We start from the raw sequence: 25841 nt of genomic DNA, 5'->3' as shown, positions 1-25841 counted from the left end.
CGTGATGAAATCAAGCTTCTGGAAATCCGGGCACACCCCGACCTTGTTTGCCGCGTTCCTGTATTTCGACCTGAGTTTCATGGTCTGGTACCTATTGGGCCCGCTGGCGGTGCAGATCGCCGCCGACCTGCAACTGACCACCCAGCAACGCGGGCTGATGGTCGCCACGCCGATCCTGGCAGGGGCGATCCTGCGCTTCTTGATGGGCATGCTCGCGGACAAGCTGTCGCCCAAGACTGCCGGCCTGATCGGCCAGGTGATCGTGATTGTGGCGCTGTTCTGTGCCTGGAAACTGGGGATCCACAGTTATGAACAGGCGTTGCTGCTAGGGCTGTTCCTCGGCATGGCCGGGGCCTCGTTTGCCGTCGCCCTGCCGCTGGCCTCCCAGTGGTACCCCGCCGAACACCAGGGCAAGGCCATGGGCATCGCCGGGGCCGGCAACTCCGGCACGGTGTTCGCCGCGCTACTGGCACCGCTGATCGCCGCCGCATTTGGCTGGAGCAACGTGTTCGGCTTTGCCCTGATCCCGCTGATCCTGACTTTGATCGTGTTCGCCTGGCTGGCACGCAATGCGCCTGAGCGACCCAAAGCCAAATCCATGGCCGACTATTTCAAGGCCCTGGGCGACCGCGACAGTTGGTGGTTCATGTTCTTCTACAGCGTGACCTTCGGTGGTTTCATCGGCCTGGCCAGCGCCCTGCCCGGCTACTTCAACGACCAATACGGCCTGAGCCCGGTCACCGCCGGTTACTACACCGCCGCCTGCGTGTTCGGCGGCAGCCTGATGCGGCCCCTGGGCGGCGCCCTGGCTGACCGTTTCGGCGGGATCCGCACCCTGCTGGGCATGTACGGCGTGGCGGCCGTGTGCATCGCCGCAGTGGGCTTCAACCTACCGAGTTCCTACGCGGCACTGGCACTTTTCGTGTGCACCATGCTCGGCCTGGGTGCGGGTAACGGTGCGGTATTCCAACTGGTGCCCCAGCGCTTTCGCCGCGAGATTGGCGTGATGACCGGGCTGATCGGCATGGCCGGCGGTATCGGCGGTTTCGCCCTGGCAGCGGGCATGGGCGCGATCAAGCAAAGCACCGGCAGCTACCAGTTGGCACTGTGGCTATTCGCCAGCCTGGGCGTGCTGGCGTGGTTCGGCCTGTATGGCGTGAAGCGCCGCTGGAGGACCACCTGGGGTTCGGCGGCCGTCACCGCCGCGCGGGTCTGATGAGCCTGCAATTGAGCGTGGCCCAGGCCAGCGCCATCGGGCCACGCGCGGAAAACCAGGACGCCCTGCGCCTGGTCACGCCGGCTCCGGAACTGGCCGCCAGCAAAGGCTATCTGTGTGCTATCGCCGATGGCGTCAGCCAATGCGCCGACGGCGGCCTGGCCGCGCGCTCGACCTTGCAGGCCCTGGCCCTGGATTACTACGCCACGCCACAGACCTGGGGCGTGGCCCAGGCCCTGGAGCGGCTGTTGCTGGCACAGAATCGCTGGCTGCAGGCCAATGGCGGCGGCCAGCCGTTGCTGACCACCCTCAGCGCCCTGGTGTTTCGCGGCCAGCGCTTTACCCTGGCCCATGTTGGTGATTGCCGGGTGTATCGCTGGTTTGACGGTGAGTTGCAGCGCATCACTCAAGAGCATGTCTGGGAGCAACCCGGCATGCAGCATGTGCTCAAGCGCGCCCTGGGCCTGGACCAGCATCTGGTGGTGGATTTTCTCGACGGTGAACTGCGCCAGGGCGAATGTTTCCTGCTGCTCAGCGATGGTGTGTGGGCGACCCTCGCCGACCACAGCATCCGCGCGATCCTGCGCGAACAGGCCGACCTGGACGTGGCCGTCAATACGCTGGTCAACGCCGCGCACCTGGCAGGTAGCCAGGACAACGCCAGTGCCCTGCTGGTGCGCATCGACCGGCTCGGCGCCGCGACCCTGGGTGATGCGCTGGTGCAGTTGCAACAGTGGCCATTGCCGCCACTGTTGAAGGCCGGGCAATCCTTCGAAGGCTGGCAGGTGGAATGCCTGCGGGCACACAGTCGCCAGTCGTTGCTGTACCGGGTGCGCGATGCCCAGCAGCAACCCTGGCTGCTCAAGACCCTGCCCCCTGACCACGATGATGACCACGATGCCGCCCAGGCCCTGCTCGCGGAGGAATGGTTTCTGCGCAGGGTGGCCGGGCGGGCATTTCCTGAAGTCCATCCGGGCGGCGGGCGTCAGCATTTGTACTACGTGATGCGTGAATACAGCGGGCAAACCCTGGCGCAGCTGTTCCAGCGGCAAGGCCCGTTGCCACTGGCGCAGTGGCAATCCATTGCCGAACGCTTGCTGCGGGCAGTGGGCATGCTGCATCGCCGGCAAATCCTGCACCGCGACATCAAGCCGGAAAACCTGCTGCTGGGCGATGACGGCGAACTGCGGGTGCTGGATTTTGGCCTGGCCTATTGCCCTGGGTTGTCCGAAGACCGCGCTCACCTGTTGCCGGGCACGCCCAGCTTTATCGCGCCCGAAGCCTTCAGCGGCGAACGTCCGACCCCGCAGCAGGATTTGTACAGCGCCGGTGTGAGCCTGTATTACCTGCTCACCGGGCATTATCCCTACGGTGAGATCGAAGCTTTCCAGCGGCCCCGGTTCAACACGCCGGTCAACGCCAGCCGCTACCGGCCGGACCTGCCCGATTGGTTGCAGCAAAGCCTGGAACGCTCGGTTGCCGCGCAAGCAGATCAGCGTTACGAAACCGCCGAGGAATGGCTGCTGGTATTGGAACAGGCCGACCGCCGCGAACTGAGCCTGCGCCCGCGGCCGCTGCTGGAACGCGAACCGCTGAAGGTCTGGCAAACCCTGGCGTTGGTGTCGCTGCTGATCAATCTGCTGTTGCTGTATCTGTTATCCCTGTAGGAGCCAGCTTGCCGGCGCAAAACCCACAATCACCGTATTCATCCAGGTACCTCGCGTTATCGTTAACGTCCTTCGCCGGCAAGCCGGCTCCTACAGGAGGTCGACGCGCCAGTTGTGGGCATCGCGCCTTTAAATGGTGCGAAACAGCCTTGTGGCAGCCGCCAGAACCTCAGTAAATCCGGCTTTTCACGACTTGGCACAACCGCTGCATTAGCTCCTGCAACACCCCCACATACAGCCCACCCTTCAACGACGAAGGTGGGGCTCTCCCGAGAGAACGGGACCAGGACAAAGGCGTCCTCGCTAGGCAACTAGCGGGGCGCCTTTTTTGTTTGCGCGTGATTTGTCGAGCCACTGCGGAGAACGACATGAAGAAACTCAAACTGGTGATGATCGGCAACGGCATGGCCGGGGTTCGCACCCTTGAAGAACTGCTGAAACTGAGCACCGAGCTGTACGACATCACGGTGTTTGGTGCCGAGCCCCACACCAACTACAACCGCATCCTGCTCTCGCCGGTGCTGGCCGGCGAGCAGACGTTCGAAGAGATCGTGCTCAACGACCTGGACTGGTACCTGCAAAACAACATCAAGCTGCTGCTCAACCGCAAGGTGGTGCAGATCGACCGGGTCAAGCGCAAAGTCATCGCCGAAGACGGCACCGAGGCCGAGTACGATCGCCTGCTGATCGCCACCGGTTCGACCCCGTTTATCCTGCCGATCCCCGGCAACACCTTGGAGGGCGTGATTGGCTACCGCGACATCGCCGATACCCAGGCCATGATCGACACCGCCAAAACCCACAAGCACGCGGTGGTCATCGGCGGCGGCCTGCTGGGCCTGGAAGCCGCCAATGGCCTGATGCTGCGCGGCATGCACGTGACCGTGGTGCATATCGGCGAATGGCTGCTGGAACGCCAGCTGGACAAGACCAGCGGCCAGTTGCTGCAAACCGAACTGGAAAGCCGGGGCCTGGTGTTTCGCCTGTGCGAACAGACCCAGGCCCTGCATGACGCCGGCAATGGCCGCGTGGGCTCGGTGCAGTTCAAAAATGGCGAAGTGATTCCGGCCGACCTGGTGGTGATGGCCGCCGGTATCCGCCCCAACACCGAACTGGCGGAACGGTCTGGCATCCCGTGCAACCGTGGGATCCTGGTCAACGACACGCTGCAAACCTACGACCCGCGCATCTATGCCATCGGCGAGTGCGCCAGCCATCGTGGGATTGCCTACGGCCTGGTGGCACCGCTGTTCGAACAGGCCAAAGTGTGTGCCAACCATCTGGCGCAGTTGGGCTTCGCCACCTACAAAGGCTCGGTGACCTCGACCAAGCTCAAAGTCACCGGCATCGACCTGTTTTCTGCTGGCGACTTCATGGGCGGCGAAGGCACCGAGACCATCACTCTTTCCGACCCCATTGGCGGCGTCTATAAGAAGCTGGTGATCAAGGACGACATACTGGTCGGCGCCTGCCTGTACGGCGATACCGCCGACGGCGGTTGGTATTTCCGGCAGATCCGTGAGAACCATGGCATTGGCGAGATCCGCGATCACCTGATGTTCGGCGAAAACGCCTTGGGCGATGTAGGCCACCAAGGCCAGGACAAAGCCATGAGCATGGCCGACAGCGCCGAAGTCTGCGGCTGTAACGGGGTGTGCAAGGGCACCATCGTCAAGGCGATCCAGGAACAGGGCCTGTTCAGCGTCGATGAGGTAAAAAAACACACCAAGGCCGCCAGTTCCTGCGGCTCCTGCGCCGGGCTGGTGGAGCAGATCCTGATCAATACCGTGGGCGGCGCCGCCGACGTTAAGCCCAAAAGCGAAAAAGCCATCTGCGGTTGCAGCGACCTCAACCACGGGCAAATCCGCCAGGCCATCCGCGACCAGCACCTGCTGACCATCGCCGACACCATGGGCTACCTCAACTGGCGCACGCCCAACGGCTGCGCCACCTGCCGCCCGGCCTTGAACTACTACCTGATCTCCACCTGGCCAGGCGAAGCCAAGGACGACCCGCAATCGCGCCTGATCAACGAACGGGCCCACGCCAATATTCAGAAAGACGGCACCTACTCGGTAGTCCCACGGATGTGGGGCGGTGTGACCAATCCTTCCGAGCTGCGGCGGATTGCCGATGTGGCCGACAAATACAACGTGCCGATGGTCAAGGTCACTGGCGGCCAGCGCATCGACTTGCTGGGCATCAAGAAACAGGACCTGCCCGGGGTCTGGAAAGACCTCGATATGCCGTCCGGGCATGCCTACGGCAAATCCATCCGCACCGTGAAGACCTGTGTCGGCAGCGAGTTCTGCCGTTTCGGTACGCAGAACTCCACGCAACTGGGCATTGAGCTTGAGCATGACCTGTTCAATATGTGGTCGCCCCACAAGGTCAAGCTGGCGGTCTCCGGGTGCCCGCGCAACTGCTCGGAAGCCGGGATCAAGGACGTGGGAATAATCGGCGTCGACTCGGGGTGGGAGATGTATATCGGTGGCAATGGCGGGATCAAGACCGAGGTCGCGGAATTTTTCGTCAAGCTCAAGACCGCCGAGGAAGTGCGTGAGTACAACGGCGCTTTCCTACAGCTGTACCGCGAAGAAGCCTTCTACCTGGAGCGCACCGTGCACTACCTGCAACGGGTCGGCATGGACCACATCAAGAAGGCCGTGCTGGAAGACCCGGCGCGGCGCCAGGCCCTCAATGAGCGCCTGCAATTTTCCCTGTCGTTTGAACAGGACCCGTGGAAAGAGCGCCTGGAGCAGCCATTGCTGAAAAAGGAATTCGACACCATCGCCGTCAAACAGCTGGAGGTAGTGCTATGAACTGGCTGGATATCTGCGCCCTCGAAGAAATCAACGCCCTGGGCTCGCGCATCATCAGCGGCCCGAAAGGGGAAATCGCGATTTTTCGTACCAGTGACGACGAGGTTTTCGCCCTCGACGACCGCTGCCCGCACAAGGGCGGCCCACTGTCCCAGGGGCTGATCTATGGCAAACGCGTGGCCTGCCCGCTGCACAACTGGCAGATCGACCTGGCATCCGGCGAAGCCCAGGCCCCGGATATCGGCTGCGCCCACCATCACCACGCCCGGGTGGAAAACGGCCGGGTGATGCTGGCCCTGCGGGACGCCGGTTGATGAACCGCCAGGTCACCGCATCGACCTGCTGCTACTGCGGGGTCGGCTGCGGCGTGCTGATCGAACATGATGGCACGCAGATCCTCGGGGTCAGCGGCGATCCGGCGCACCCGGCCAACTTCGGCAAACTGTGCAGCAAGGGGTCCACCCTGCACCTGACCGGCGACCGGTCGGCGCGGGCGCTGTACCCGGAACTGCGCCTGGGCAAGGGCCTGGCCCGCAGCCGCACCGACTGGGACACGGCCCTGGAACACGCGGCCAATGTGTTCGCCGATACCATCACCGAGCATGGCCCCGACAGCGTGGCGTTCTATATCTCCGGGCAACTGTTGACCGAGGACTACTACAGTTTCAACAAACTCGCACGGGCCCTGGTGGGCACCAACAATATCGACAGCAATTCCAGGCTGTGCATGTCCTCGGCGGTGGTCGGCTACAAGCGCAGCCTGGGTGCCGATGCGCCACCGTGCAGCTATGAGGATCTGGAGGCCAGCGATTGCGTGATGATCGTCGGCAGTAACATGGCCTACGCCCACCCGGTACTGTTTCGCCGGCTGGAAGAAGCCAAGGCGCGCCGACCGGACATGAAGGTGCTGGTCATCGATCCCCGACGCACCGACACCTGCGACCTGGCGGATATGCACCTGGCGATCCTGCCGGGGACTGATGTGGCGTTGTTCCATGGGATTTTGCATCTGTTGCTGTGGGAAGACTGGATCGACCGCGACTTTATCCAGGCCCATACCGAGGGTTTGGTCGAGCTGAAACGGCTGGTGCATGACTACACGCCGCAGATGGTCACGCAATTGTGCGGGATCAGCGTCGAACAACTGCGCCAGTGTGCTGAGTGGGTCGGCACCTCGCCGAGTTTCCTGTCTTTGTGGTGCATGGGGTTGAACCAGTCCACTGCCGGCAGCGCGAAAAACAGTGCACTGATCAACCTGCACCTGGCCACCGGCACCCTTGGCCGCCCAGGTTGCGGGCCCTTTTCCCTGACCGGCCAACCGAATGCCATGGGTGGCCGGGAAACCGGCAGCCTGTCGAACCTGCTACCGGGCCATCGCGACGCCGGCAACGCCGAGCACCGCGCCCAAGTCGCCGCTTATTGGGGGGTTGAGCAACTGCCATCCAGCACCGGCTTGACCGCCATCGAACTGTTCGAGCAGGTGCAGGCCGGCAAGATCAAGGCATTGTGGATCGCCTGTACCAACCCGGCGCAATCAATGCCGGACCAGAACAGCGTGCGCCTGGCCTTGGCCGCGTGCCCGTTCGTGGTATTGCAAGAGGCCTTTCGCACTACCGAAACCGCGACCTTTGCCGACCTGTTGCTGCCGGCTGCCAGTTGGGGCGAGAAGGACGGCACGGTGACCAATTCCGAGCGGCGCATTTCCCACGTCCGCCAGGCCATCACCCCACCGGGCGAAGCGCGACCGGACTGGGCAATCACCGTGGATTTCGCCCAGCGCCTGGAACGCCGCTTGCGCCCGCAGAAAACCGGCCTGTTCACCTTCGAAAACCCGGCGCAGGTGTTTGATGAATACAAACAGCTGACTCGTGGCCAAGACCTGGACCTGTCAGGCCTCAGCCACGCGCTGCTCGACCGGATCGGCCCGCAGCAATGGCCGTTTCCCGCAGAGGCCCAGGCCGGCACGGCACGCTTGTACACCGACGGTATCTTCCCAACCGCCAATGGGCGGGCGCGGTTTGTCGCCGACCCTTATCGCGCCGCCAAGGAGCAGCGTGATGCGCGCTTTCCCCTGACCCTGATCACCGGCCGCCTGCGTGACCAATGGCACGGCATGAGCCGTACCGGCACGGCGGCGCAACTCTTCGGGCACGTCAGCGAAGCGTTGCTCAGCCTGCATCCGGACGAATTGCGTCGGCATCGTTTCAAGGAAGGCGACCTGGTCAACCTCAAGAGCCGTCGTGGCAATGTGATCGTGGCGGTGAGCAGTGATGACAGCGTGCGCCCCGGCCAGGCGTTCCTGCCGATGCATTGGGGCGATCGCTTCCTCAAGGGCGGCGTCAACGCCCTGACCCAGCCGGCGTTCGATCCACTGTCGAAACAACCGGAACTCAAGCACAGCGGCGTGCGCCTGGAAGCCGTGCAATTGCCCTGGCACTTGTTCGCGCTGATCGAGGGCGATGTGCAGCAACACTTCGAAGCCTTGCGCCCCCTGTGCGAGGGTTTTGCCTATGTCAGCCTGAGCCTGGCCGGGCGCGAACGGCCTGCCCTGCTGGTACGCGCGGCACATAGCGAGGCGCCGGACCTGCAACTGCTCAAGGCCATCGACCAACTGCTGGGCCTTAATGACGGCCCGGTCATGGCCTATGACGACCCGCGGCGCTCTATCGGCAAACGGGTAAAAATCGAGAAAGGCCGGATTACCGCGATCCGTCTGGCCGGCGAAACCCTCGCCCGTCACTGGCTGCAAAGCCTGTGGCTGGAAGGTCGGGCCGACGAGCAATTGCGCCGTTGGCTGCTGGCACCGCTGAGTGCGCCACCTGGTGGTGAAATGACCAGCAACAGAACCCTCTGCAACTGCAAGAACGTCAGTGAAAGCGCGATATGCGCCGGCATCGGCCGTGGTTTGGATCTGGATGGGCTGAAACAAGCGTTGGGCTGCGGTACGCAATGTGGCTCCTGCGTGCCCGAAATCAAACGGCTATTGGCGAGCACCTCGCAGCCAATCGCTATCAGTGTGTGAGGGCAATACCTATGAACGCAAAAGTCTGGCTGGTGGGCGCAGGCCCAGGTGATCCGGAGTTGTTGACCCTCAAGGCGGTACGGGCCCTGCACGAGGCCGATGTGGTACTGATTGATGACTTGGTCAACCCTGCAGTACTTGAGCATTGCCCCGGTACGCGGGTGATAACCGTCGGCAAGCGCGGGGGATGTCGTTCTACGCCCCAGGATTTCATTCACCGCTTGATGCTGCGTTATGCACGCCAGGGCAAATGTGTGGTGCGCCTGAAAGGCGGCGATCCGTGCATTTTTGGGCGCGGCGGCGAAGAGGCGAGTTGGCTGAGGGATCGAGGGGTGAGCGTGGAGTTGGTCAATGGCATCACGGCGGGGCTGGCGGGTGCCACAAACTGCGATATACCGCTGACGTTGCGGGGAATCAGTCGCGGCGTAACGCTTGTCACCGCCCATACCCAGGACGACAGCCGCCTCAATTGGCGGGCATTGGCCGAGGGTGGCACGACACTGGTGGTGTACATGGGTGTGGCGAAGCTTTCAGAGATTGCCCGGCACTTGCTCGAAGGGGGCATGGCCCCTGATATGCCGGTGGCGATGATCGAGAACGCCTCGCTGCCCCAGCAGCGTGAGTGCCGCAGCGCCCTGGCGCACATGCAGGAGGATGCCAAGGCGTTTGCCTTGAAGAGCCCGGCGATCCTGGTGATCGGAGCGGTAGCTGGCAACGTGGTAGAGGTCGCCTTGCAGGCCAGCGCCTGAGGCAAATGGCAGGCGAAAAAAAGCCCGGCCTAAGCCGGGCTTTTTTCTACCACTCAGTAATTACTGAGCTTGAGCTTCAACCGACGCTTCTACACGACGGTTAACAGCACGACCAGCTTCAGTTGCGTTGTCAGCAACTGGGCGGGATTCGCCGTAACCTACCGCGGTGATGCGGTTGGCTTCAACGCCATCATTGGCCAGGACTTTCTTAACAGCGTCAGCACGACGCTGGGACAGCTTCTGGTTGTAGGCGTCTGGACCGACGGAGTCAGTGTGACCAGCAACTTCTACGTTGGTAGCTGGGTACTGCTTCATGAAGTCGGCCAGGTTTTTCACGTCGCCGTAGCTGTTAGGCTTAACAACGGCCTTGTCGAAGTCGAACTTCACGTCCAGCTCAACACGAACAACCTGAGCAACCGGAGCTTCTGGCTCTGGAACTGGCTCTGGAGCTGGTGCTGGGGTAGGAGCTGGAGCAACTGCGCCAGCGTTACCGCCGAAGTTTACGCCCAGGCCGACCAGTGCGGAGTAGTCCCACTTGCCGTTGTCCAGACCGTAGTCAGCTTCAACACCGGCACGAGCGTACAGGTTGTTGGTGAAGTAGTACTTAACGCCGGTACCAACGGTAGCGAAAGTAGTCTGATCGCGACCAGTGTGGCCATCAGCACGTACGTTGCCACGGCTCTGGTGACCGAAACCACCTTCTACGTATGGACGCAGGGAGTCGACGCCAGCTTGACCGAAGTGGTACTGAGCAACGAGGCTGCCGGTATCACCTTTGATCTTCTGGTTGCCAGTACCGTCAGTCGAACGGGTGTGGTTGGTCTTGTCGTAGGACAGGTTCAAGGACAGGTCGTCGGTCAGGAAGTAACCGATGCGAGCGCCAGGATTGAAGCCGTCTTCGATGTGCTTGACGCTATCGTTGTACTGCTTCTTGTAGAACAGCTCGCCTTCAACTGCGCCTTGGCCTTGTGCCAGAACGCCGAAAGAAGTAGCGGCAATAAGAGAACCAATGGCCAAGCCCAAGGTGTTTTTCAGTTTCATCCGTTAAATCCCCATCTGGTGATTGTAAAGCAGTCCCACATACCGGGGGACAACTCGGCGACAAGTCTAACAGAACTTGCCTACACGTAAGAGATATTTGCACCGAACTAAGTTTCAGTACTGTCCGCAAATTTCTCACGCAATTTATCAAGAGCACGTTTGTAACGCATTTTTGTAGCACTCAAACCCATATGCATAATGTCAGCAATTTCCTGAAATTCCAGTTCTGCGACAAATCGTAGCACCAGAATTTCCCGGTCAATTGGATTCACATGCACCAACCAGCGATCAAGCCCGCCCTTCTCCTCGGGTGCCGGCGTCTTTTCTTCAGACGCCTCCTCAAGGGGGTCCAGGCTCAACGCGTCCATCAAGCGACGCTTTCGCCGTTCCTTACGATACTGCGTGATGCACTCGTTGTACGTGATGCTGTAGAGCCAGGTTTTGAACTTCGATTTACCCTCGAAGTTCTTCAGGCCATACAACACCTTGAGCATCACTTCCTGACAGACATCATCCGCATCACGATCGTTCCCTAAATATCTTGAACAAACGTTGAACAGAGTGCGTTGATACCTGCGCATCAATTCTTCGTACGCGCGTGTTACGTGAAACAGCTCCGTGTGCGAGCGCGCGACCAACTCCTCATCAGAGAGCTCACGGGGGTCATAGCGCGTGGACAGCGTTTGGGCTTTATTCAAAACAAGTCGTGCCGACAGTCAGGTCAATGTCCGCCACAGCCTGGATACCCAGGTTTGCGGCGGCGTACATTAGCAGGGTTTACCGGGTTAGCGGCTATTGACCTGCTGTTCCAGCAGAACCCGATTGGACAGCGACACTAGTTCGCCATCATCGGTCAGCACCGTGGTTTTCACCGTACCGATCTCTTCAATCTGCCCTTCGACCTCGCCAACACGCACGTGTTGCCCAACCTGATACAACTCACGCACATAGATTCCCGCAAGAATCTGACCGGCAATTCCCCGGCTTCCCAACCCCATGGCCAGTGCAACGGCCAGACCAACGGTAATCAAAACGATCACAATCACATGGTTGAGTAGGTCAGTCTTGACCTCCAACTGGCTGATCGCCACCGAAATACTGATGATGATTACCAGCCCCTGGGCGATTCGCCCCAGGCCGCTGGCATAGTCCAGGCCCACTCCTTCGGCAGCGCCGCGTACCAGCCCATTGGCCAGTTGCGCCAGCAAAACCCCCACCAGCAACACCAGCGCGCCGCCGAATACCTTCGGCAAATACAGCGCCAGCATGTCGAGCGTAGCTGAAACTCGCTCAAGTCCAAGTGATTGCGCCGCAGAAACCAGAAAAATCAGCAAAACAAACCAATAGACGATCTTGCCGATCAGTGTCGAGATCGGCACTTGCAGCCCTGCACGCCCCAGCAGCTTGGTCAATCCGGTGCCGGCCATCAGGCGATCGAGGCCCAGCTTGGCGAGCAATTTTGAGAGCAGGGTGTCGAGCAGCTTGGCCACGACAAAACCCAGCAGCACCAACACCAGCGCACCAAACAGGTTGGGAATGAAATTCGCCACCTTGGTCCACAACGCAGTCATTGCAGTGACCAGACTCTGCGTCCAGAGATCAAGTTCCATATTCAATCAGCCTTATCAGCAGTGCGAGCAATAGGTTTACGACGAGAAACAGGTGATACGTGGGCCGAACCATTGTTCAGGGCCATCATCAATGCCGGCACCCAGCGGCCGAGCAGACCAAACAGATCGCCCGCACCTACCTGGCGGTTGGCAGTTTTCAGTACGCGGCCCAGGCAAGCGTCGTCGTCACGGTTGGACGGCGAAGCATTAAGCATGTCACGCAGAGACTGTTCAAACGGATCGTGCATAGGGACCTCTCGCAAGTGAGTTAAAAGACGAGGGCAAAATTCGTCGGGTCACATGACCTCTCCCGCCGTTCAGGTCACGTTCAGGTCAAACCCAGCGTAAACGTCGAAACAACCACCACTGCCCAAGGGCCACCGAGACCATCAACAGGCACGCTAGCGCGAAACCATATGGGCTCTCGGAGAACGGAATTCCGCCCACGTTGATCCCCAGCAACCCTGTCAGAAAACTCATCGGCAAAAAGATCCCGGTGATGATCCCGAAGCGGTACATGGTGCGGTTCATGCGCACGCTCAAACGCCGATCCTCGGCCTCCAGCACCAGCCCCACGCGCTCCCGGCTCAGTTCCAGCTCTTCCAGGTAACGGGTCAGGCTGTTATTCAATTCATTCCAATAGTCAGCATCGTCATCGGCAAACCATGGCAGTTTTATGCGTGTCAGTTGCGCGAAAATATCGCGCTGCGGCGCCAAAAAACGCTTGAGCGCGGCGGCACGCCGACGGATCTGCAGGACACTGCCATGCTCCGGGGTATACCGTTCGTCGGTATCGAGTTTTTCTTCTTCGATATCGACAATTTCAGACAGGTCACTGACCAGATCCTGCACTTTATGGGTCAGGTACTGCGCCATGTACAGGATCAGCTCGGAAGCAGTCCTGGGGCCTTTACCATCCGCCAACTGCACCAGCAACTCATCGGTGGCGCGCAATGGCCGCAGACGCAGAGAGATGACCCGGTCAGCCGAAGCAAAGATACGCACCGACACCATGTCTTCCGGCTCGGCTCCTGGGTTGAGGTTGATCCCGCGCAGAAACAGCAGCAATTCGTCGTCCGGCAACGGCAGCAGACGCGGGCGGGTGTTCTCCTCCAGCAGCAGGTCACAGGCAAACTCGCTCAGGCCACTGGATTTGCGCAACCAGGTCTGGGTCTGGGGATGACTGCGATCCCAATGCAGCCACAGGCTTTCCTGAGGCTGCAGTTGCAGCTCGTCAAGCTCAGTCCGGGCAATTGAACGCGCACCGCCTTTACCGTCCAGCACCAGGGCATGCACCAGCCCCCACTGCGCGTTTTCTTCCTCGAACATCCTCACCCCTGTCGGCTGCTGCAGTTATTCAGGCATTTTCAAAGGGCTTGGCGAAACAATCACGCCATTATTATCGGCATAGACATATTCGCCTGGACGCAATGTCACGCCGGCAAAGGTCACGGCCCCGCCCACGTCACCCACACCCTGGCGATGACTCTTTTTAGGGTGGCTGGCCAGGGCCTGCACGCCCAGGTCGGTCTGCGCCAGTACGTCAACGTCACGCACACAACCGTAGATCACCAAGCCCTCCCAACCATTCTTTGCGGCTCGATCAGCGATCATGTCGCCCAGCAAGGCGCAACGCAGCGAACCACCACCGTCGACCACCAGCACTTTGCCAGTGCCGTCCAGCTCGGCCTGTTCCTTGACCCGGGAGTTGTCCTCAAAACACTTGACGGTCACGATCTGCCCACCGAAGGAGTCCCGGCCCCCAAAGTTGGCGAACATCGGCTCCAGCACCTGCACCAGGTCCGGGTAGGCGTCACACAGGTCGGGGGTAACGTAATGGTTCATCGAGAAACTCCTGTCGGTGAAAGAAGGTGTCGAACATCCACAGCCACATCAAGAAAACGCATCGCAACGGGCATTCTTTAAGACCTGCCGCTGCAAGGGCGACAATGATCAGACCCACCAGACTGTAACGCAATAGCCACTGCGCGACTGAATATGACCAAAATAGCTCGGTGCGTCATATCTTAGCCGTAAGCCACTTCAAGCGAAACGCCCTCTTTAGAGCCTTTTCTCAGACAGTCGCAGGCACCTGCGCCTGTGCACCCACCGGAGGTGTCAGGGGATCTTTCAGCCAGCGCTGCACCAGTGGCCATACTTCGGCCTGCGCCGCTTTGCTGACCAGCATCTCGACATGCCCGAAATCACCGCTGAACCCATGCTTGCGCCCCAGGCACAGATACTGGCGATGCTCGCTGCCCACCTGCTCAAACAGCTTGCGGCAGGCCCAGTCCGGATCCTGATGATCGCCAGCGGCGCTCACGGCCAGTAGCGGCACATCGACCTCGGCCAGGCCTTTCCACCAGTCGCGCTCGGCATCGCCGAAACGCCCGAACAAGCCATGCCAGCGCATGCTTTCCAGGGCCAGGCCGATAGGCTCGTCTTCCGGACCACGCTTGAGGCGCGAGCCGGAGAGCTGGGCAAAGCGCTTGAGGATCAAGCGTCCACCCCACTCCACCGGCGGAATCTTCAACGGCCAGTAAGTGCGGCTGACCTGGCAGCCAAACAACGCCACCGACGCCACCGCCGGCGCGCCCAGATAGTGGCCGCCCAAGGCTGCCGCCAGAGTCGTGCCACCCAACGAATGGCCGATCCAGTGCGGGATCTGCGCACTTTGCTCACGCACAAAGGCGGCAATGGCTGGCAAATCGTAACGAGCATAGTCGGCGACACGATTCTTGGCGTAGTCCTGGTTGCGCTGGGAAAGCCCGTGGCCGCGCATTTCCGGGATCCATACATCAAAGCCCTGGCGCGCCAGGTACGCCCCCAGGCCGATACCTTTGGGCGAATACCAGAAGCGCCGGTTGGAAAAGCTGCCATGCACCAGCACCACCGGTATGCCACGGCTTTGCGCGACATCGGCCAGGCCCAGGCGTGTCACCGCCAGCTCTACGGTGCTGTCGGGGCTGTTGCCAGGCTTGAGGCGATAGACATCTTCACTCAGGTCGCCACGACGCTCAGCGCTGATCAAGGCGACGGGAAACAGGTTGCTGCTGCTTTGCATAATGTTCTTGCACAAAAAAGGGCGGCGTCCGGTAGGAGTTCCGCCCTGTACAGAATGAGAAATGCCGGCCAGCCGCACTGGCTGGCCGGCAAATGGCAATTACGCCGAGGCTTGACCTTCAGCCAGGAAGAACCAGGTTTCCAGCACGGAATCGGGGTTCAGCGAGACGCTTTCGATGCCCTGTTCCATCAGCCATTTGGCCAGGTCCGGGTGATCGGAAGGGCCTTGGCCGCAGATGCCGATGTACTTGCCGGCCTTGTTACAGGCCTGGATGGCGTTGGCCAGCAGCTTCTTGACCGCAGGGTTACGCTCGTCAAACAGGTGCGCGATGATCCCGGAGTCACGGTCCAGGCCCAGGGTCAACTGGGTCAGGTCGTTGGAACCGATGGAGAATCCATCGAAGAACTCCAGGAACTCTTCGGCGAGGATGGCGTTGGAAGGCAGCTCGCACATCATGATCACGCGCAGGCCGTTTTCGCCGCGGGTCAGACCGTTCTCGGCCAGCAGGTCAACGACTTGGCTCGCTTCGCCCAGGGTACGCACGAAGGGCACCATGATCTCGACGTTGGTCAGGCCCATCTCGTTGCGCACACGCTTGAGGGCGCGGCACTCGAGCTCGAAGCAGTCACGGAATGCTTCGCTGATGTAACGCGAGGCGCCACGGAAGCCCAGCATCGGGTTTTCTTCTTCCGGCTCGTAGAGCTTGCCGCCGATCAGGTTCGCGTATTCGTTGGACTTGAAGTCGGACAGGCGCACGATGACTTTCTTCGGCCAGAAGGCCGCCGCCAGGGTGCTGATGCCTTCCACCAGCTTCTCGACGTAGAAGCCCACCGGGTCGTTGTAGCCGGCGATGCGCTTGTCGACGCTGTCCTTGATTTCCACCGGCAGGCCGTCGTAGTTCAACAGGGCCTTGGGGTGCACGCCGATCATGCGGTTGATGATGAACTCCAGGCGGGCCAGGCCCACACCGGCGTTCGGCAACTGCGCAAAGTCGAAGGCGCGGTCGGGGTTGCCGACGTTCATCATGATCTTGAACGGCAGGTCCGGCATGGCGTCGATGGAGTTTTGCTTGATATCGAAGCCCAGCTCACCTTCAAAGATGAAGCCGGTATCGCCTTCGGCGCAGGACACGGTGACGCCCTGGCCATCCTTGAGCAGTTGGGTGGCGTTGCCACAACCCACCACTGCCGGGATCCCCAGCTCACGGGCGATGATCGCCGCGTGGCAGGTACGCCCGCCACGGTTGGTGACGATGGCGCTCGCGCGCTTCATCACGGGTTCCCAGTCCGGGTCGGTCATGTCGGAGACCAGCACGTCACCTGGCTGGACCTTGTCCATCTCGGACACGTCCTTGATGATCCGCACCTTGCCCGCACCGATGCGCTGACCGATGGCACGGCCCTCTACCAGCACGGTGCCGGTTTCTTTCAACAGGTAGCGTTCCATGACATTGGCCGAGGTGCGGCTCTTCACGGTTTCCGGACGGGCCTGGACGATGTACAGCTTGCCGTCGTCGCCGTCCTTGGCCCATTCAATGTCCATCGGGCACTTGTAGTGCTTCTCGATGATCATCGCCTGCTTGGCCAATTCGCTGACTTCAGCATCGCTGAGGCAAAAGCGCGCACGCTCGGCCTTGTCGACATCAACGGTTTTCACCGAGCGACCGGCCTTGGCCTCGTCGCCGTAGATCATCTTGATGGCCTTGCTGCCCAGGTTGCGGCGCAGGATCGCCGGGCGACCGGCCTCAAGGGTGTGCTTGTGCACGTAGAACTCGTCCGGGTTGACCGCGCCTTGTACGACGGTTTCGCCCAGGCCGTAGGCGCCGGTGATGAACACCACGTCACGGAAGCCCGATTCGGTATCCAGGGTGAACATCACGCCGGCAGTACCGGTTTCCGAACGCACCATGCGCTGTACGCCGGCAGACAACGCTACCAACTTGTGGTCGAAACCCTGGTGTACACGGTAGGAAATGGCGCGGTCGTTAAACAGCGAGGCAAATACTTCCTTGGCTGCACGGATAACGTTTTCCACGCCACGGATATTCAGGAAGGTTTCCTGTTGGCCGGCGAACGAGGCGTCCGGCAAGTCTTCGGCGGTGGCCGAGGAACGCACGGCGACGGCCATGTCCGGGTTGCCGGCCGACAAGGTGGCGAAGGCTGTGCGGATTTCGGCGTTGAGCTTCTCGGGGAACTCGGCTTCCATGATCCACTGGCGGATCTGTGCGCCGGTCTTGGCCAGGGCATTGACGTCATCGACGTCCAGCGCGTCCAGGGCAGCGTGGATCTGGTCGTTGAGGCCGCTCAGTTCGAGGAAATCGCGGTATGCCTGGGCCGTGGTGGCGAAACCACCGGGCACCGAGACACCAGCGCCCGCAAGATTACTGATCATCTCGCCGAGGGATGCGTTCTTGCCCCCCACATGCTCTACATCATGGACGCCGAGCTTATCGAGGGAAACTACGTACTCTACCAAGGTGATCTCTCCACTAACTGTGTTGGAAAAGCTCAGGGCGCCGGCGGCTCAGTAGGAGCATTTACCGGCGTTTGTGGCCTGGACCTGGAAAATAAGTGAGAATGCGGCCCACTGTGGGACGGCAAAATCGCGCCTATCATATCCAAGATTCGTCATCAGCTTAAGGCCCAAGGCTCAAATGAAACGATCTGCTTTCTTTATCTCCGATGGCACCGGCATTACCGCCGAAACCCTGGGTCAGAGCCTGCTGGCGCAGTTCGAAAGCATTACCTTTGCCAAATTTACCCGGCCTTATATCGATAACGTGGATAAAGCGCGGGCCATGGTACAACAAATCAATCTGGCCGCCGAAAAAGACGGTGTGCGCCCGATCATTTTCGACACCATCGTCAATCAGGACATCCGTGAGATCCTCGCGACCTCCAATGGTTTCATGATCGACATCTTCTCGACCTTCCTAGCGCCCCTGGAACAGGAGTTGAGCGAACACTCCTCGTACTCCGTAGGCAAGTCCCATTCCATTGGCCACAACTCCAACTATATGGAGCGGATCGAGGCGGTCAACTTCGCCCTGGACAACGACGACGGCGCCCGCACCCATTACTACGACAAGGCCGACCTGATCCTGGTCGGCGTGTCGCGCTGCGGCAAGACCCCGACCTGCCTGTATATGGCCATGCAATTCGGTATCCGCGCGGCCAACTACCCGCTGACCGAGGACGACATGGAGCGCCTGCAACTGCCGGCGGTGCTGCGCACCCATCAGCACAAGCTGTTCGGCCTGACCATCGACCCGGACCGCCTGACAGCGATCCGTAATGAACGCAAGCCCAACAGCCGCTATTCGAGCTATGCCCAGTGCGAGTTCGAGGTGCGGGAAGTGGAAAATCTATTCCGTCGGGAGAACATTGCGCACATCAATTCCACGCATTTTTCGGTGGAAGAGATTTCGGCGAAGATCCTTGTGGAAAAGGGCGTCGAGCGGCGCTTCAAGTAATTTGCATTGCTTGAGCCAGCTCCCATATTTGATCGGGTTCACACGTCAAATGCGGGAGCTGCGGTGGGACAATTCGACTTGCCTGCGATCAACGATAACCCAGCCTCACAGATGAAACCGGTCCCCACCCTGCCCCAGCGCCGTGGCCAGCGCATCAAACCCTGCCCTTAGCAACTGATCATCCCCAGACGTATTGCAGATACTCGCCCGAATAAACTGCGGCACGGCCGTCTGCCCCACGGCGAAGGCCTCGGCCGTGGCGATCAGGTAATTGTTCTGCTTGAGCTCAGCCTCTATTTCCGACGCACGCCATGGCTCCGGGACTTCAATCCAGAAGTGCGGGCTATTGGGGTGCGTCCGGTATTCCAGGCCGCTCAGCAGGTCCTCGACCAACGCCTTGCGCCGGCTGATTTCGTGGATCTGCTGACGCAACAGATGCGCTGCCGTGCCGTTTTCAATCCACTGCGTGGCCAGTTCCAGGGTCACAGGGGTGGCCATCCAACAGGTTGAGCGCAGCGCTGCGGAAATACGGCTGACCAACGCCGGCGGCGCATGCACATACCCCACGCGCAAGCCCGCCGATACCGCCTTGCTCAGGCTGCTGATCAGAATCGTGCGCTCCGGGGCAAAATGACTCAGGGGCGGCGGGCGGTCCTCCACCAACACACCATGGGCCTCGTCCTCCAGGATCAGCAGGTTGTGCTCACGGCAGACCCTGGCCAGCGCCTCGCGACGGGCAACCGACAAGACTGCCGTCGTCGGATTCTGGATAGTCGGCGTGCAGTACAGGGCAGAAACCCGGTGATTACGACACACCTCCTCCAGGGCCGTCGGCAGCACACCCTCCTCGTCCATTTCCAGGCCGATCAGGCGGATGCCAAGCATCCGTGCGGCAGTGATCAGACCGGGATAGGTCAACTGCTCGGTGACGACTGTATCGCCCGCGCGCACCAACGCCATCAACGCGCACAACAAACCATGCTGGCCGCCGTTGACACAGATGACCTGCTCGGGAATCGGATGAAAATCACGCTGCACCAACCATTGCGCGCCCGCCGCGCGGTAGCGGGGCAAGCCGGCGTCCGGGGTGTAGGCACTGATGTCCTGCAGGAACTTGGCATTGGTGGCCAGGGTTTCAAAGCTCTGGGCCAGGAACGTGGTCTCCTGCCCCGGGATGTGCATATTGCGGCTCATATCGAAGTACTGGCGCGGTTCCTCGCTGACGTTGCGAAAGCCTTCGTCGCGCTGGCGCTCCATCCCACGCTTGCGCACGAATGTGCCGTCGCCCACCCGCGCCACCACTAGGCCCAGGCGTTCCAGTTCGCCGTAGGCGCGGCTGATCGTGCCGATGGTCACCCCCAGGTTGTCGGAAAGCACCCGATGAGGCGGCAGTTTGCGCCCTGGTTCGATCAAGCCCTCGAGGATGCCCCGCTCCATCACATCAGACAGGCGTTTGTACTTCACGCCCTGCCCACTGGACAGTCCCTCTCGCATAATTGACACCATGTCAATATTTGTTTTGACAGCCATCATTCGCCCTAATAGTGTGCTTTTACGGGTTCAATCACCGGGTGAAACCTCTAATTACAAGTCCAATATAGAGTTCAATTCCGGCTCAGGGAAGCAATAAACGATGCCAATGTCCGCCGTTCTCGAAAATTCCGAAAAAACCAAATCCCCCAAACAATGGCTGGCTGGCCTGATCACCAGTGTGATGTTCCTGATTGTCTGCCTGAGCTGGGGCACCACCTGGCTAGGGATCAAGATCGCCGTGGAAAGCGTGCCGCCCCTGACGTCGGCGGGCCTGCGCTTTTTGATCGCCTTCCCGCTGTTCCTGTGTTTTGCCTTCCTGCGTCGCGAGCCGATCCTGTTTCCACGGGAAAGCCGCTGGTTCTTTGTGTTCGTGACCCTTTGCTATTTCAGCGTGCCCTACTACCTGCTCAACTATGGCGAGATGCACGTCTCGTCCGGCCTCACCGCCCTGCTGTTCAGTTGCATGCCGGTGTTCATCCTGATCTTCTCCGCGCTGTTCCTGCGCGAGCGCATCTACTTTTCCCAGGTCGTGGGGATCGGCATCGGTTTCGCCAGCCTGTACATGATCATCAAGAGCCAGGGACTGCACCTTGACCATGCCGAGTTCTTTGGCGTCCTGGCCATTCTGAGCGCCGCGATCATGCATGCCTTGTGCTATGTCATTACCAAGCAAAAAGGCAGCGCCATCAGTGTGATCACCTACAACACCCTGCCCATCGGGATTGCCGGGCTGATGCTGTTCGTCGCCGGGCTGTGGTTTGAATCACCGACCTTCGAGGCCATTACCCTGCGTTCCTGGAGCGCCCTGTTCTACCTGGGCCTGGTGGCCTCGGTCGGTGGGTTTATCGTGTACTTCATGCTGCTCAAGCGCCTGAGCCCGATCATCCTGTCGTTCGTCTTCATTATTTTCCCGGTGTTCGCCGTGATCATCGGCGCCTGGTACGAAGGCCTGGAACTGTCCCGGGACCTGATGCTGTATTCGGCGATCCTGCTGGTCGGCTTTGCCATCACCAAGTTGCCGATCGAAAAGCTGCTGGCAAAACCCAATTGACCCTTTCCCCACCACGCGAGAGAAACATGGACGTCCTCCGCCAAACCGCCCTGGCACAGATCTACGCCCACGCCAGCAGCACCTACCCCGAAGAGTGCTGCGGCTTTGTCTTCGCCGACGGCAGTGTGTACCTGGGCAGCAATATCCAGAACGAGTTACACCGCAAGAACCCCGAGGCCTACCCCCGCAGCGCGGCCAACGGCTACACCTTCTCGGTGACCGACACGCTGCTGATGAACAAGGCCTTTCGCACGGATAACCCGGTGGTGGTGATCTACCACTCCCACCCGGATGTCGGTGCCTATTTCAGCGACGAGGATCAGGACAAGGCCCTCTACATGGGGGAACCGATCTACCCCGTCAGCTACCTGGTGGTGGATGTCCGCCAGGGCAAGGCCCTTGGGTCGAAGCTGTTTGCCTGGGATGGCACGCACTTCGCCCTCAACCCCTTCAACGACCTGCAAACGGAGTTGTACATGAACGCTGTCTCTTTCCCCGACATCCTGGCCCGTGTGGCCAAGTTGCCAGAATCGACCCTCGAGGGTGCCGGATCGACATTGCGCGAAGTCATTGAAGGCCTCTGTGCCCGCTACCCGCATCTGCGGGCGCACCTGTTCCACGAGAACAACGGCCGGCTAAAGGAACACTTCCTGTTCACGACCGGGGAAGAACTGATCGATCCCGACGAGCCGCTGCCCGAAAAAGCAAAAATCGAAGTGCTGCTCGCCACCTCCGGCGGCATGGACATCGAGTCCCTGAGCAACGAGGAAGTGCAGCGCTATGTGCGCCATATCACCCTGCCCGGCGTCGGCCGCGAAGGGCAACTGAACCTGAAGAAAGCCAAGGTGCTGATCATCGGTACCGGTGGCCTGGGCTCGCCCATCAGCCTGTACCTGGCCGCAGCCGGCATCGGCACCCTGGGGCTGGTGGACTTCGATGTGGTGGAAAGCAGCAACCTGCAACGCCAGGTCGTGCACGGCAACAGCACCCTGGGCCTGCCCAAGGTCGAATCCGCCAAGCGCCGGCTGCAGGACCTCAACGCCCATATCCGAATCAACACCTACGACACCGCGCTGAATGCCGACAACGCCCTGGAACTGGTCGGCGCCTACGACCTGGTGATCGATGGTACTGACAACTTCGAGACCCGCTACCAGGTCAATGATGCCTGCGTACAGTTGGGCAAGCCGTTGGTGTACGGCGCGATCTACCGCTTCGACGGCCAGATCAGCGTGTTCAACTATCAAGGCGGGCCCTGCTACCGCTGCCTGTACCCCCACGCGCCACCCGCGGAACTGGCGCCCAATTGCAGCGCCGGTGGGGTGATCGGTGTATTGCCCGGTGTGGTAGGGATGATCCAGGCCACCGAGGCGATCAAGCTGTTGATCGGCCTCGGCGAGTCCTTGTCCGGCCGGTTGATGCGCTTTGATGCCCTGGCCATGAAATTCAGTGAACTGCGTTTCAAGCGCCGCGCCGACTGCCCGTGCTGTTCCGACTTGCGTGAAGAACACCAACCCGCCGCCGTGTGTGCCGATACCCTCCGCAGCACCCAGGGCCTGGCAGAAGAGCACTACATCAAGCCCCAGGTGCTCAAGCAACTGCTGGAGCAGCGCCGCAGCGCCGATATCCTGCTGGATGTACGCGACGCCAGCGAGCTGGAGGTCTGCCAACTGCCCGGCGTGGTGCACATCCCCCTGGCCCAGCTTGACGAGCAACTCGATACCCTCAGCCGTGACAACACCCATTACCTGATCTGCTATGCCGGCAGCCGCGCCGAGCAAGCCGCCAGTACGTTGCTGGCCGCAGGCTTTGCCAACACCCGGGTGCTGCAAGGCGGCATGAAACACTGGGTACGCGACGTCGAACCCGACATGCCGTTGTACTGACCACAGGCCTTGGGGTACTTATCCGATGCTGCATAACTCCATACTCGACGCCATTGGCCAAACGCCTATCGTGCGCCTGGAACAATTCTCCGAAGACCTCGGCATCGAGGTCTTCGCCAAGCTTGAATCCCTGAACCCGGGCGGTAGCCACAAGGCACGGATTGCCCTGGGAATGATCCTCGACGCCGAGCGCCGGGGCATCCTGATTCGCGATTCGGGACAAACCATCATCGAACCCAGCGGCGGCAACACGGGCATCGGCCTGGTGATGGCCGGCAACGTGCTGGGCTACAAAGTAGTGCTGGTGATTCCCGACAACTACAGCCCCGAAAAGCAAAAGCTGCTGCGCCTGTATGGCGCCAAGGTGGTGCTGTCCGATAGCCGCCTGGGCAATAACTCCCATGGCGAAAAGTGCATGGAGTTGCAGCTGGAAAACCCCAGCTTCGTCATGCTCAACCAACAGCGCAACGGCGCCAACCCCCAGACCCACCGCGACACCACCGCCCCGGAAATCATCCGTGCCTTTGGCGAGCGCCAGGTCGACTATTTCGTCAGCGGGATAGGCACCGGGGGCCACATCACCGGGATCGGTGAAACCCTCAAGGCCACCTGGCCGCAGATCCGCGTGATGGGCGTGGAGCCCGAGGAGTGCGACCTGCTAAGTGATAGCCATGCGCCGCATCATATCCAGGGCCTGTCCATCGGCCTGATCCCGAGCATTCTCAACCTGAACGTGCTGGACGGCATGCTCAAGGTCTCGCGCCTCGATTGCCTGGAAATGATGAAACGCATCATGCGTACCGATGCCATCAGCCTGGGGCTGTCGTCGGCCGCCAATATGGTGGCCATCGCCAGGCTCGCACCGGAACTGCCCACCGACACCGTCGTCCTGACCATGGTGTACGACAGCGCCGACAGTTATCTGCCCTGCTTCGAATAACGACAATTACGGGGGTGCCTTCCATGGGAGGCTTTATCGACATGCAACAGCTGCACGATGAGCTGCTGACCCACCTCATCAAGACCCTGTCGCCGGCGCAGATGGCACAGTTGCAGCCACACCTGGCGGCGTTGATCCAGCCCGCCGCGCAGGAGGTGGCCGAGGACTTGATCGCCTATGCCTGGCGCGATCCGGCGTCCAGGGGCCGCGGCGAACTGATCCTGGAGTCCTACGCCTCATTCAAGGCCGTGCTGTATTACCGGCTGGCGCATCGGGTATGGAATCTACCCGACCAGGCCCACGGCCAGTTCTGTGCGATCGCGCTGACGTTGAGCAACCAGGGCAAGATCCTGTCCGGCGCCGAAATCCACCCCGCCGCCCGCATTGGCCGGCGCTTCGTTCTGGATCATGGCTTTGGCACGGTGGTCGGCGAGACCTGCGAGATCGGCAATGACTGCTACATCCTGTGTGGCGTGACCCTGGGCGCCCGGGGCATCGCCAACAACCCGGACGGCAAGCGTCACCCACGCCTGGGCAACAACGTGGAAGTCGGCGCGGGCGCGAGGGTGCTCGGGTATGTGCTGATTGGCGACAACGTGTTTATCAGCCCCTCCTGCGTCATCACCCAGGACGTGCCCGCGGGCACCAAGGTCAAGGTGGTCAACCAGATCCAGTTGCAGAAAAACGACGAAGCTGACGCCAGCAATTACCTCGGGGCATTTGCTCTCGACGAGCGCCTGCACGTGGTCGGCGAAGTCAACATCAGCCACCGGGTCACGGTGCTGGATGCCGACTTCCACCCACTGTCAGGCCTGGTGCTGGAACCCACGGTCAAGGAGCGTCATCACCTGCAGTTTCGCCTGCGCACGCTGCAGGCCCCCACCTACCCCCCGCGCCTGCCGCTGAACCTGAAGGTGTGCGGACCGAGGTTCGAGGTCACCCTGCTCTCCCCACCCGGGCTGAGCGCAATGGTGCGGCGCCTGCTGCAAACCAGCCCACTGATCGTTGGAGGATGAACATGTCCGTACACACCATGGAAACCTTGGCGCTGTTCGACAGCGCGCCTTACCAGAACGCCTTCAGCGCCCGAGTAATCGCCGTCAGCGAACAGGGCGTGGCCCTCGAACACACGCTGTTCTACCCCACCGGCGGTGGGCAACCCGGCGATACCGGTTACTTCACCCTGCCGGACGGCAGCCGGGTCAATGTGACCGGCACCGTACGCGACCCGGTCCTGCGCTCGATCATCTGGCACCAAGTGGAACACTGCCCCGAGTCGTTGCGTGCGGGGGTACAGGTAGATGCCGGCCTGGACTGGGAGCGTCGCTACCAACACATGAAAATGCACACCTGCCTGCATCTGTTGTGCTCGATCATCGACGCACCGGTAACCGGTTGCAGCATCAGCGCCGACAAGGGCCGCCTGGACTTCGACCTGCCGGAAATGACCCTCGACAAGGAAAGCATCACCCGCGACCTCAATGCCTTGATCGAGCAGGCCCATGGGGTCAAGTCGCTGTCGATGCCGGCCTCCGAATATTCCACCCTGCTGCAAATCACCCGCACCCAGGCCGTCGCGCCTCCGGTGATCCAGGGCGCGGTACGGGTGATAGAAATTGCCGACATCGATATCCAGCCGTGTGGCGGCACCCATGTGGTCAACACCGAGGAAATCGGTCGGGTGTTCTGCGAAAAAATCGAGAAGAAGAGCAAGCACAACCGACGGGTGATCCTGCGGTTCGAGTGAATCGGCAAGCAGCCAACAGGG

At 60.8% G+C, this 25841-nt stretch carries 21 protein-coding genes; 12 read left to right on the top strand and 9 right to left on the bottom strand.

From position 1 onward, the window contains the following. Positions 1 to 4: 4 nt before the first annotated feature. The 6 genes from ACSSVH_RS07455 (at position 5) to cobA (ending at position 9476) form a co-directional block, all read left to right on the top strand. Entirely contained in the window at positions 5 to 1216 is a 1212-nt protein-coding gene (locus tag ACSSVH_RS07455) for a nitrate/nitrite transporter (protein ID WP_432755206.1), read from the top strand. Continuing rightward, positions 1216 to 2883, top strand: coding sequence for a bifunctional protein-serine/threonine kinase/phosphatase (locus ACSSVH_RS07450; protein ID WP_492634700.1), 1668 nt, complete (start codon positions 1216 to 1218; stop codon positions 2881 to 2883). Before ACSSVH_RS07455 ends, ACSSVH_RS07450 begins: the two co-directional genes overlap by 1 nt. Before the next feature lie 368 nt (positions 2884 to 3251). Then, the gene (nirB, locus tag ACSSVH_RS07445; RefSeq protein ID WP_492634291.1) at positions 3252 to 5705 is read left to right on the top strand and encodes a nitrite reductase large subunit NirB; all 2454 of its coding nucleotides are present in this window, start codon (positions 3252 to 3254) and stop codon (positions 5703 to 5705) included. After that, positions 5702 to 6019: a nitrite reductase small subunit NirD gene (gene nirD, locus ACSSVH_RS07440; RefSeq protein ID WP_169954238.1), complete on the top strand. Its 318-nt coding sequence runs from the start codon at positions 5702 to 5704 to the stop codon at positions 6017 to 6019. Before nirB ends, nirD begins: the two co-directional genes overlap by 4 nt. After that, positions 6019 to 8727: a nitrate reductase gene (locus tag ACSSVH_RS07435; RefSeq protein ID WP_170057731.1), complete on the top strand. Its 2709-nt coding sequence runs from the start codon at positions 6019 to 6021 to the stop codon at positions 8725 to 8727. The genes nirD and ACSSVH_RS07435 overlap by 1 nt, the downstream gene beginning before the upstream one ends. Positions 8728 to 8738: 11 nt before the next feature. Further along, the gene (gene cobA, locus ACSSVH_RS07430) at positions 8739 to 9476 is read left to right on the top strand and encodes a uroporphyrinogen-III C-methyltransferase (protein ID WP_170057730.1); all 738 of its coding nucleotides are present in this window, start codon (positions 8739 to 8741) and stop codon (positions 9474 to 9476) included. 60 nt (positions 9477 to 9536) lie between these two features. Here cobA and ACSSVH_RS07425 read toward each other — a convergent pair whose 3' ends face one another. The 8 genes from ACSSVH_RS07425 to ppsA form a co-directional block, all read right to left on the bottom strand. Continuing rightward, positions 9537 to 10517 carry an OmpA family protein gene (locus tag ACSSVH_RS07425; protein WP_169954241.1) on the bottom strand — a complete coding sequence of 327 codons (981 nt, stop codon included), beginning with the start codon at positions 10515 to 10517 and terminating at the stop codon, positions 9537 to 9539. Positions 10518 to 10624: 107 nt separating this feature from the next. Then, complete coding sequence (gene sigX, locus ACSSVH_RS07420; RefSeq protein WP_038442311.1) at positions 10625 to 11215, bottom strand: RNA polymerase sigma factor SigX; 591 nt, start codon at positions 11213 to 11215, stop codon at positions 10625 to 10627. 87 nt (positions 11216 to 11302) lie between these two features. Beyond that, a complete protein-coding gene (locus ACSSVH_RS07415; RefSeq protein WP_169954242.1) occupies positions 11303 to 12127 on the bottom strand; it encodes a mechanosensitive ion channel family protein in 825 nt (274 codons plus the stop codon). A gap of 2 nt (positions 12128 to 12129) precedes the next feature. Then, positions 12130 to 12375 carry a hypothetical protein gene (locus ACSSVH_RS07410; protein WP_038442312.1) on the bottom strand — a complete coding sequence of 82 codons (246 nt, stop codon included), beginning with the start codon at positions 12373 to 12375 and terminating at the stop codon, positions 12130 to 12132. An 85-nt stretch (positions 12376 to 12460) separates the two neighbouring features. Further along, positions 12461 to 13456, bottom strand: coding sequence for a zinc transporter ZntB (locus ACSSVH_RS07405; protein ID WP_169954243.1), 996 nt, complete (start codon positions 13454 to 13456; stop codon positions 12461 to 12463). Between the two features lie 24 nt (positions 13457 to 13480). Then, the gene (gene rraA, locus ACSSVH_RS07400) at positions 13481 to 13972 is read right to left on the bottom strand and encodes a ribonuclease E activity regulator RraA (RefSeq protein WP_170057727.1); all 492 of its coding nucleotides are present in this window, start codon (positions 13970 to 13972) and stop codon (positions 13481 to 13483) included. A 229-nt stretch (positions 13973 to 14201) separates the two neighbouring features. Continuing rightward, positions 14202 to 15191: an alpha/beta fold hydrolase gene (locus tag ACSSVH_RS07395; RefSeq protein WP_492634290.1), complete on the bottom strand. Its 990-nt coding sequence runs from the start codon at positions 15189 to 15191 to the stop codon at positions 14202 to 14204. A gap of 99 nt (positions 15192 to 15290) precedes the next feature. Beyond that, positions 15291 to 17666: a phosphoenolpyruvate synthase gene (gene ppsA, locus ACSSVH_RS07390; RefSeq protein ID WP_029298284.1), complete on the bottom strand. Its 2376-nt coding sequence runs from the start codon at positions 17664 to 17666 to the stop codon at positions 15291 to 15293. A 178-nt stretch (positions 17667 to 17844) separates the two neighbouring features. On the opposite strand from ppsA, the gene ppsR reads away from it, so the two are divergent. Next, the gene (gene ppsR / locus ACSSVH_RS07385) at positions 17845 to 18663 is read left to right on the top strand and encodes a posphoenolpyruvate synthetase regulatory kinase/phosphorylase PpsR (protein ID WP_076961191.1); all 819 of its coding nucleotides are present in this window, start codon (positions 17845 to 17847) and stop codon (positions 18661 to 18663) included. A 105-nt stretch (positions 18664 to 18768) separates the two neighbouring features. Here the strand turns inward: ppsR and ACSSVH_RS07380 are convergent, their stop codons facing one another. Continuing rightward, complete coding sequence (locus tag ACSSVH_RS07380) at positions 18769 to 20193, bottom strand: aminotransferase-like domain-containing protein (RefSeq protein ID WP_170043304.1); 1425 nt, start codon at positions 20191 to 20193, stop codon at positions 18769 to 18771. Between the two features lie 160 nt (positions 20194 to 20353). Between ACSSVH_RS07380 and ACSSVH_RS07375 the strand changes: the two genes are divergently transcribed. The 5 genes from ACSSVH_RS07375 to ACSSVH_RS07355 are packed head-to-tail and all read left to right on the top strand — an operon-like array spanning position 20354 to position 25820. Further along, positions 20354 to 21247 (top strand): DMT family transporter, encoded by an 894-nt coding sequence (locus ACSSVH_RS07375; RefSeq protein WP_169954285.1) that lies wholly within the window; start codon positions 20354 to 20356, stop codon positions 21245 to 21247. Between the two features lie 26 nt (positions 21248 to 21273). Continuing rightward, a complete protein-coding gene (moeB, locus tag ACSSVH_RS07370) occupies positions 21274 to 23133 on the top strand; it encodes a molybdopterin-synthase adenylyltransferase MoeB (RefSeq protein ID WP_492634289.1) in 1860 nt (619 codons plus the stop codon). 25 nt (positions 23134 to 23158) lie between these two features. Further along, entirely contained in the window at positions 23159 to 24073 is a 915-nt protein-coding gene (locus ACSSVH_RS07365; protein WP_170043302.1) for a PLP-dependent cysteine synthase family protein, read from the top strand. Between the two features lie 23 nt (positions 24074 to 24096). Further along, positions 24097 to 25089: a serine O-acetyltransferase gene (locus ACSSVH_RS07360; RefSeq protein ID WP_169954249.1), complete on the top strand. Its 993-nt coding sequence runs from the start codon at positions 24097 to 24099 to the stop codon at positions 25087 to 25089. Between the two features lie 2 nt (positions 25090 to 25091). After that, complete coding sequence (locus ACSSVH_RS07355; RefSeq protein WP_170043301.1) at positions 25092 to 25820, top strand: alanyl-tRNA editing protein; 729 nt, start codon at positions 25092 to 25094, stop codon at positions 25818 to 25820. Positions 25821 to 25841: the final 21 nt, after the last annotated feature.

Source organism: Pseudomonas sp. HC1(2025) (assembly GCF_058742075.1).
The sequence above is the reverse complement of the archived record's forward strand: the minus strand, read 5'-3'. Positions and strand labels throughout refer to the sequence as shown.

Bases quoted from the DNA above. Each gene is read 5' to 3' on its own strand.
- ACSSVH_RS07455 (WP_432755206.1), top strand. From the start codon at position 5: ATGAAATCAAGCTTCTGGAAATCCGGGCACACCCCGACCTTGTTTGCC.
- ACSSVH_RS07450 (WP_492634700.1), top strand. From the start codon at position 1,216: ATGAGCCTGCAATTGAGCGTGGCCCAGGCCAGCGCCATCGGGCCACGC.
- nirB (WP_492634291.1), top strand. From the start codon at position 3,252: ATGAAGAAACTCAAACTGGTGATGATCGGCAACGGCATGGCCGGGGTT.
- nirD (WP_169954238.1), top strand. From the start codon at position 5,702: ATGAACTGGCTGGATATCTGCGCCCTCGAAGAAATCAACGCCCTGGGC.
- ACSSVH_RS07435 (WP_170057731.1), top strand. From the start codon at position 6,019: ATGAACCGCCAGGTCACCGCATCGACCTGCTGCTACTGCGGGGTCGGC.
- cobA (WP_170057730.1), top strand. From the start codon at position 8,739: ATGAACGCAAAAGTCTGGCTGGTGGGCGCAGGCCCAGGTGATCCGGAG.
- ACSSVH_RS07425 (WP_169954241.1), bottom strand. From the start codon at position 10,517: ATGAAACTGAAAAACACCTTGGGCTTGGCCATTGGTTCTCTTATTGCC.
- ACSSVH_RS07415 (WP_169954242.1), bottom strand. From the start codon at position 12,127: ATGGAACTTGATCTCTGGACGCAGAGTCTGGTCACTGCAATGACTGCG.
- ACSSVH_RS07410 (WP_038442312.1), bottom strand. From the start codon at position 12,375: ATGCACGATCCGTTTGAACAGTCTCTGCGTGACATGCTTAATGCTTCG.
- ACSSVH_RS07405 (WP_169954243.1), bottom strand. From the start codon at position 13,456: ATGTTCGAGGAAGAAAACGCGCAGTGGGGGCTGGTGCATGCCCTGGTG.
- rraA (WP_170057727.1), bottom strand. From the start codon at position 13,972: ATGAACCATTACGTTACCCCCGACCTGTGTGACGCCTACCCGGACCTG.
- ACSSVH_RS07395 (WP_492634290.1), bottom strand. From the start codon at position 15,191: ATGCAAAGCAGCAGCAACCTGTTTCCCGTCGCCTTGATCAGCGCTGAG.
- ppsR (WP_076961191.1), top strand. From the start codon at position 17,845: ATGAAACGATCTGCTTTCTTTATCTCCGATGGCACCGGCATTACCGCC.
- ACSSVH_RS07380 (WP_170043304.1), bottom strand. From the start codon at position 20,193: ATGGCTGTCAAAACAAATATTGACATGGTGTCAATTATGCGAGAGGGA.
- moeB (WP_492634289.1), top strand. From the start codon at position 21,274: ATGGACGTCCTCCGCCAAACCGCCCTGGCACAGATCTACGCCCACGCC.
- ACSSVH_RS07365 (WP_170043302.1), top strand. From the start codon at position 23,159: ATGCTGCATAACTCCATACTCGACGCCATTGGCCAAACGCCTATCGTG.
- ACSSVH_RS07360 (WP_169954249.1), top strand. From the start codon at position 24,097: ATGGGAGGCTTTATCGACATGCAACAGCTGCACGATGAGCTGCTGACC.
- ACSSVH_RS07355 (WP_170043301.1), top strand. From the start codon at position 25,092: ATGTCCGTACACACCATGGAAACCTTGGCGCTGTTCGACAGCGCGCCT.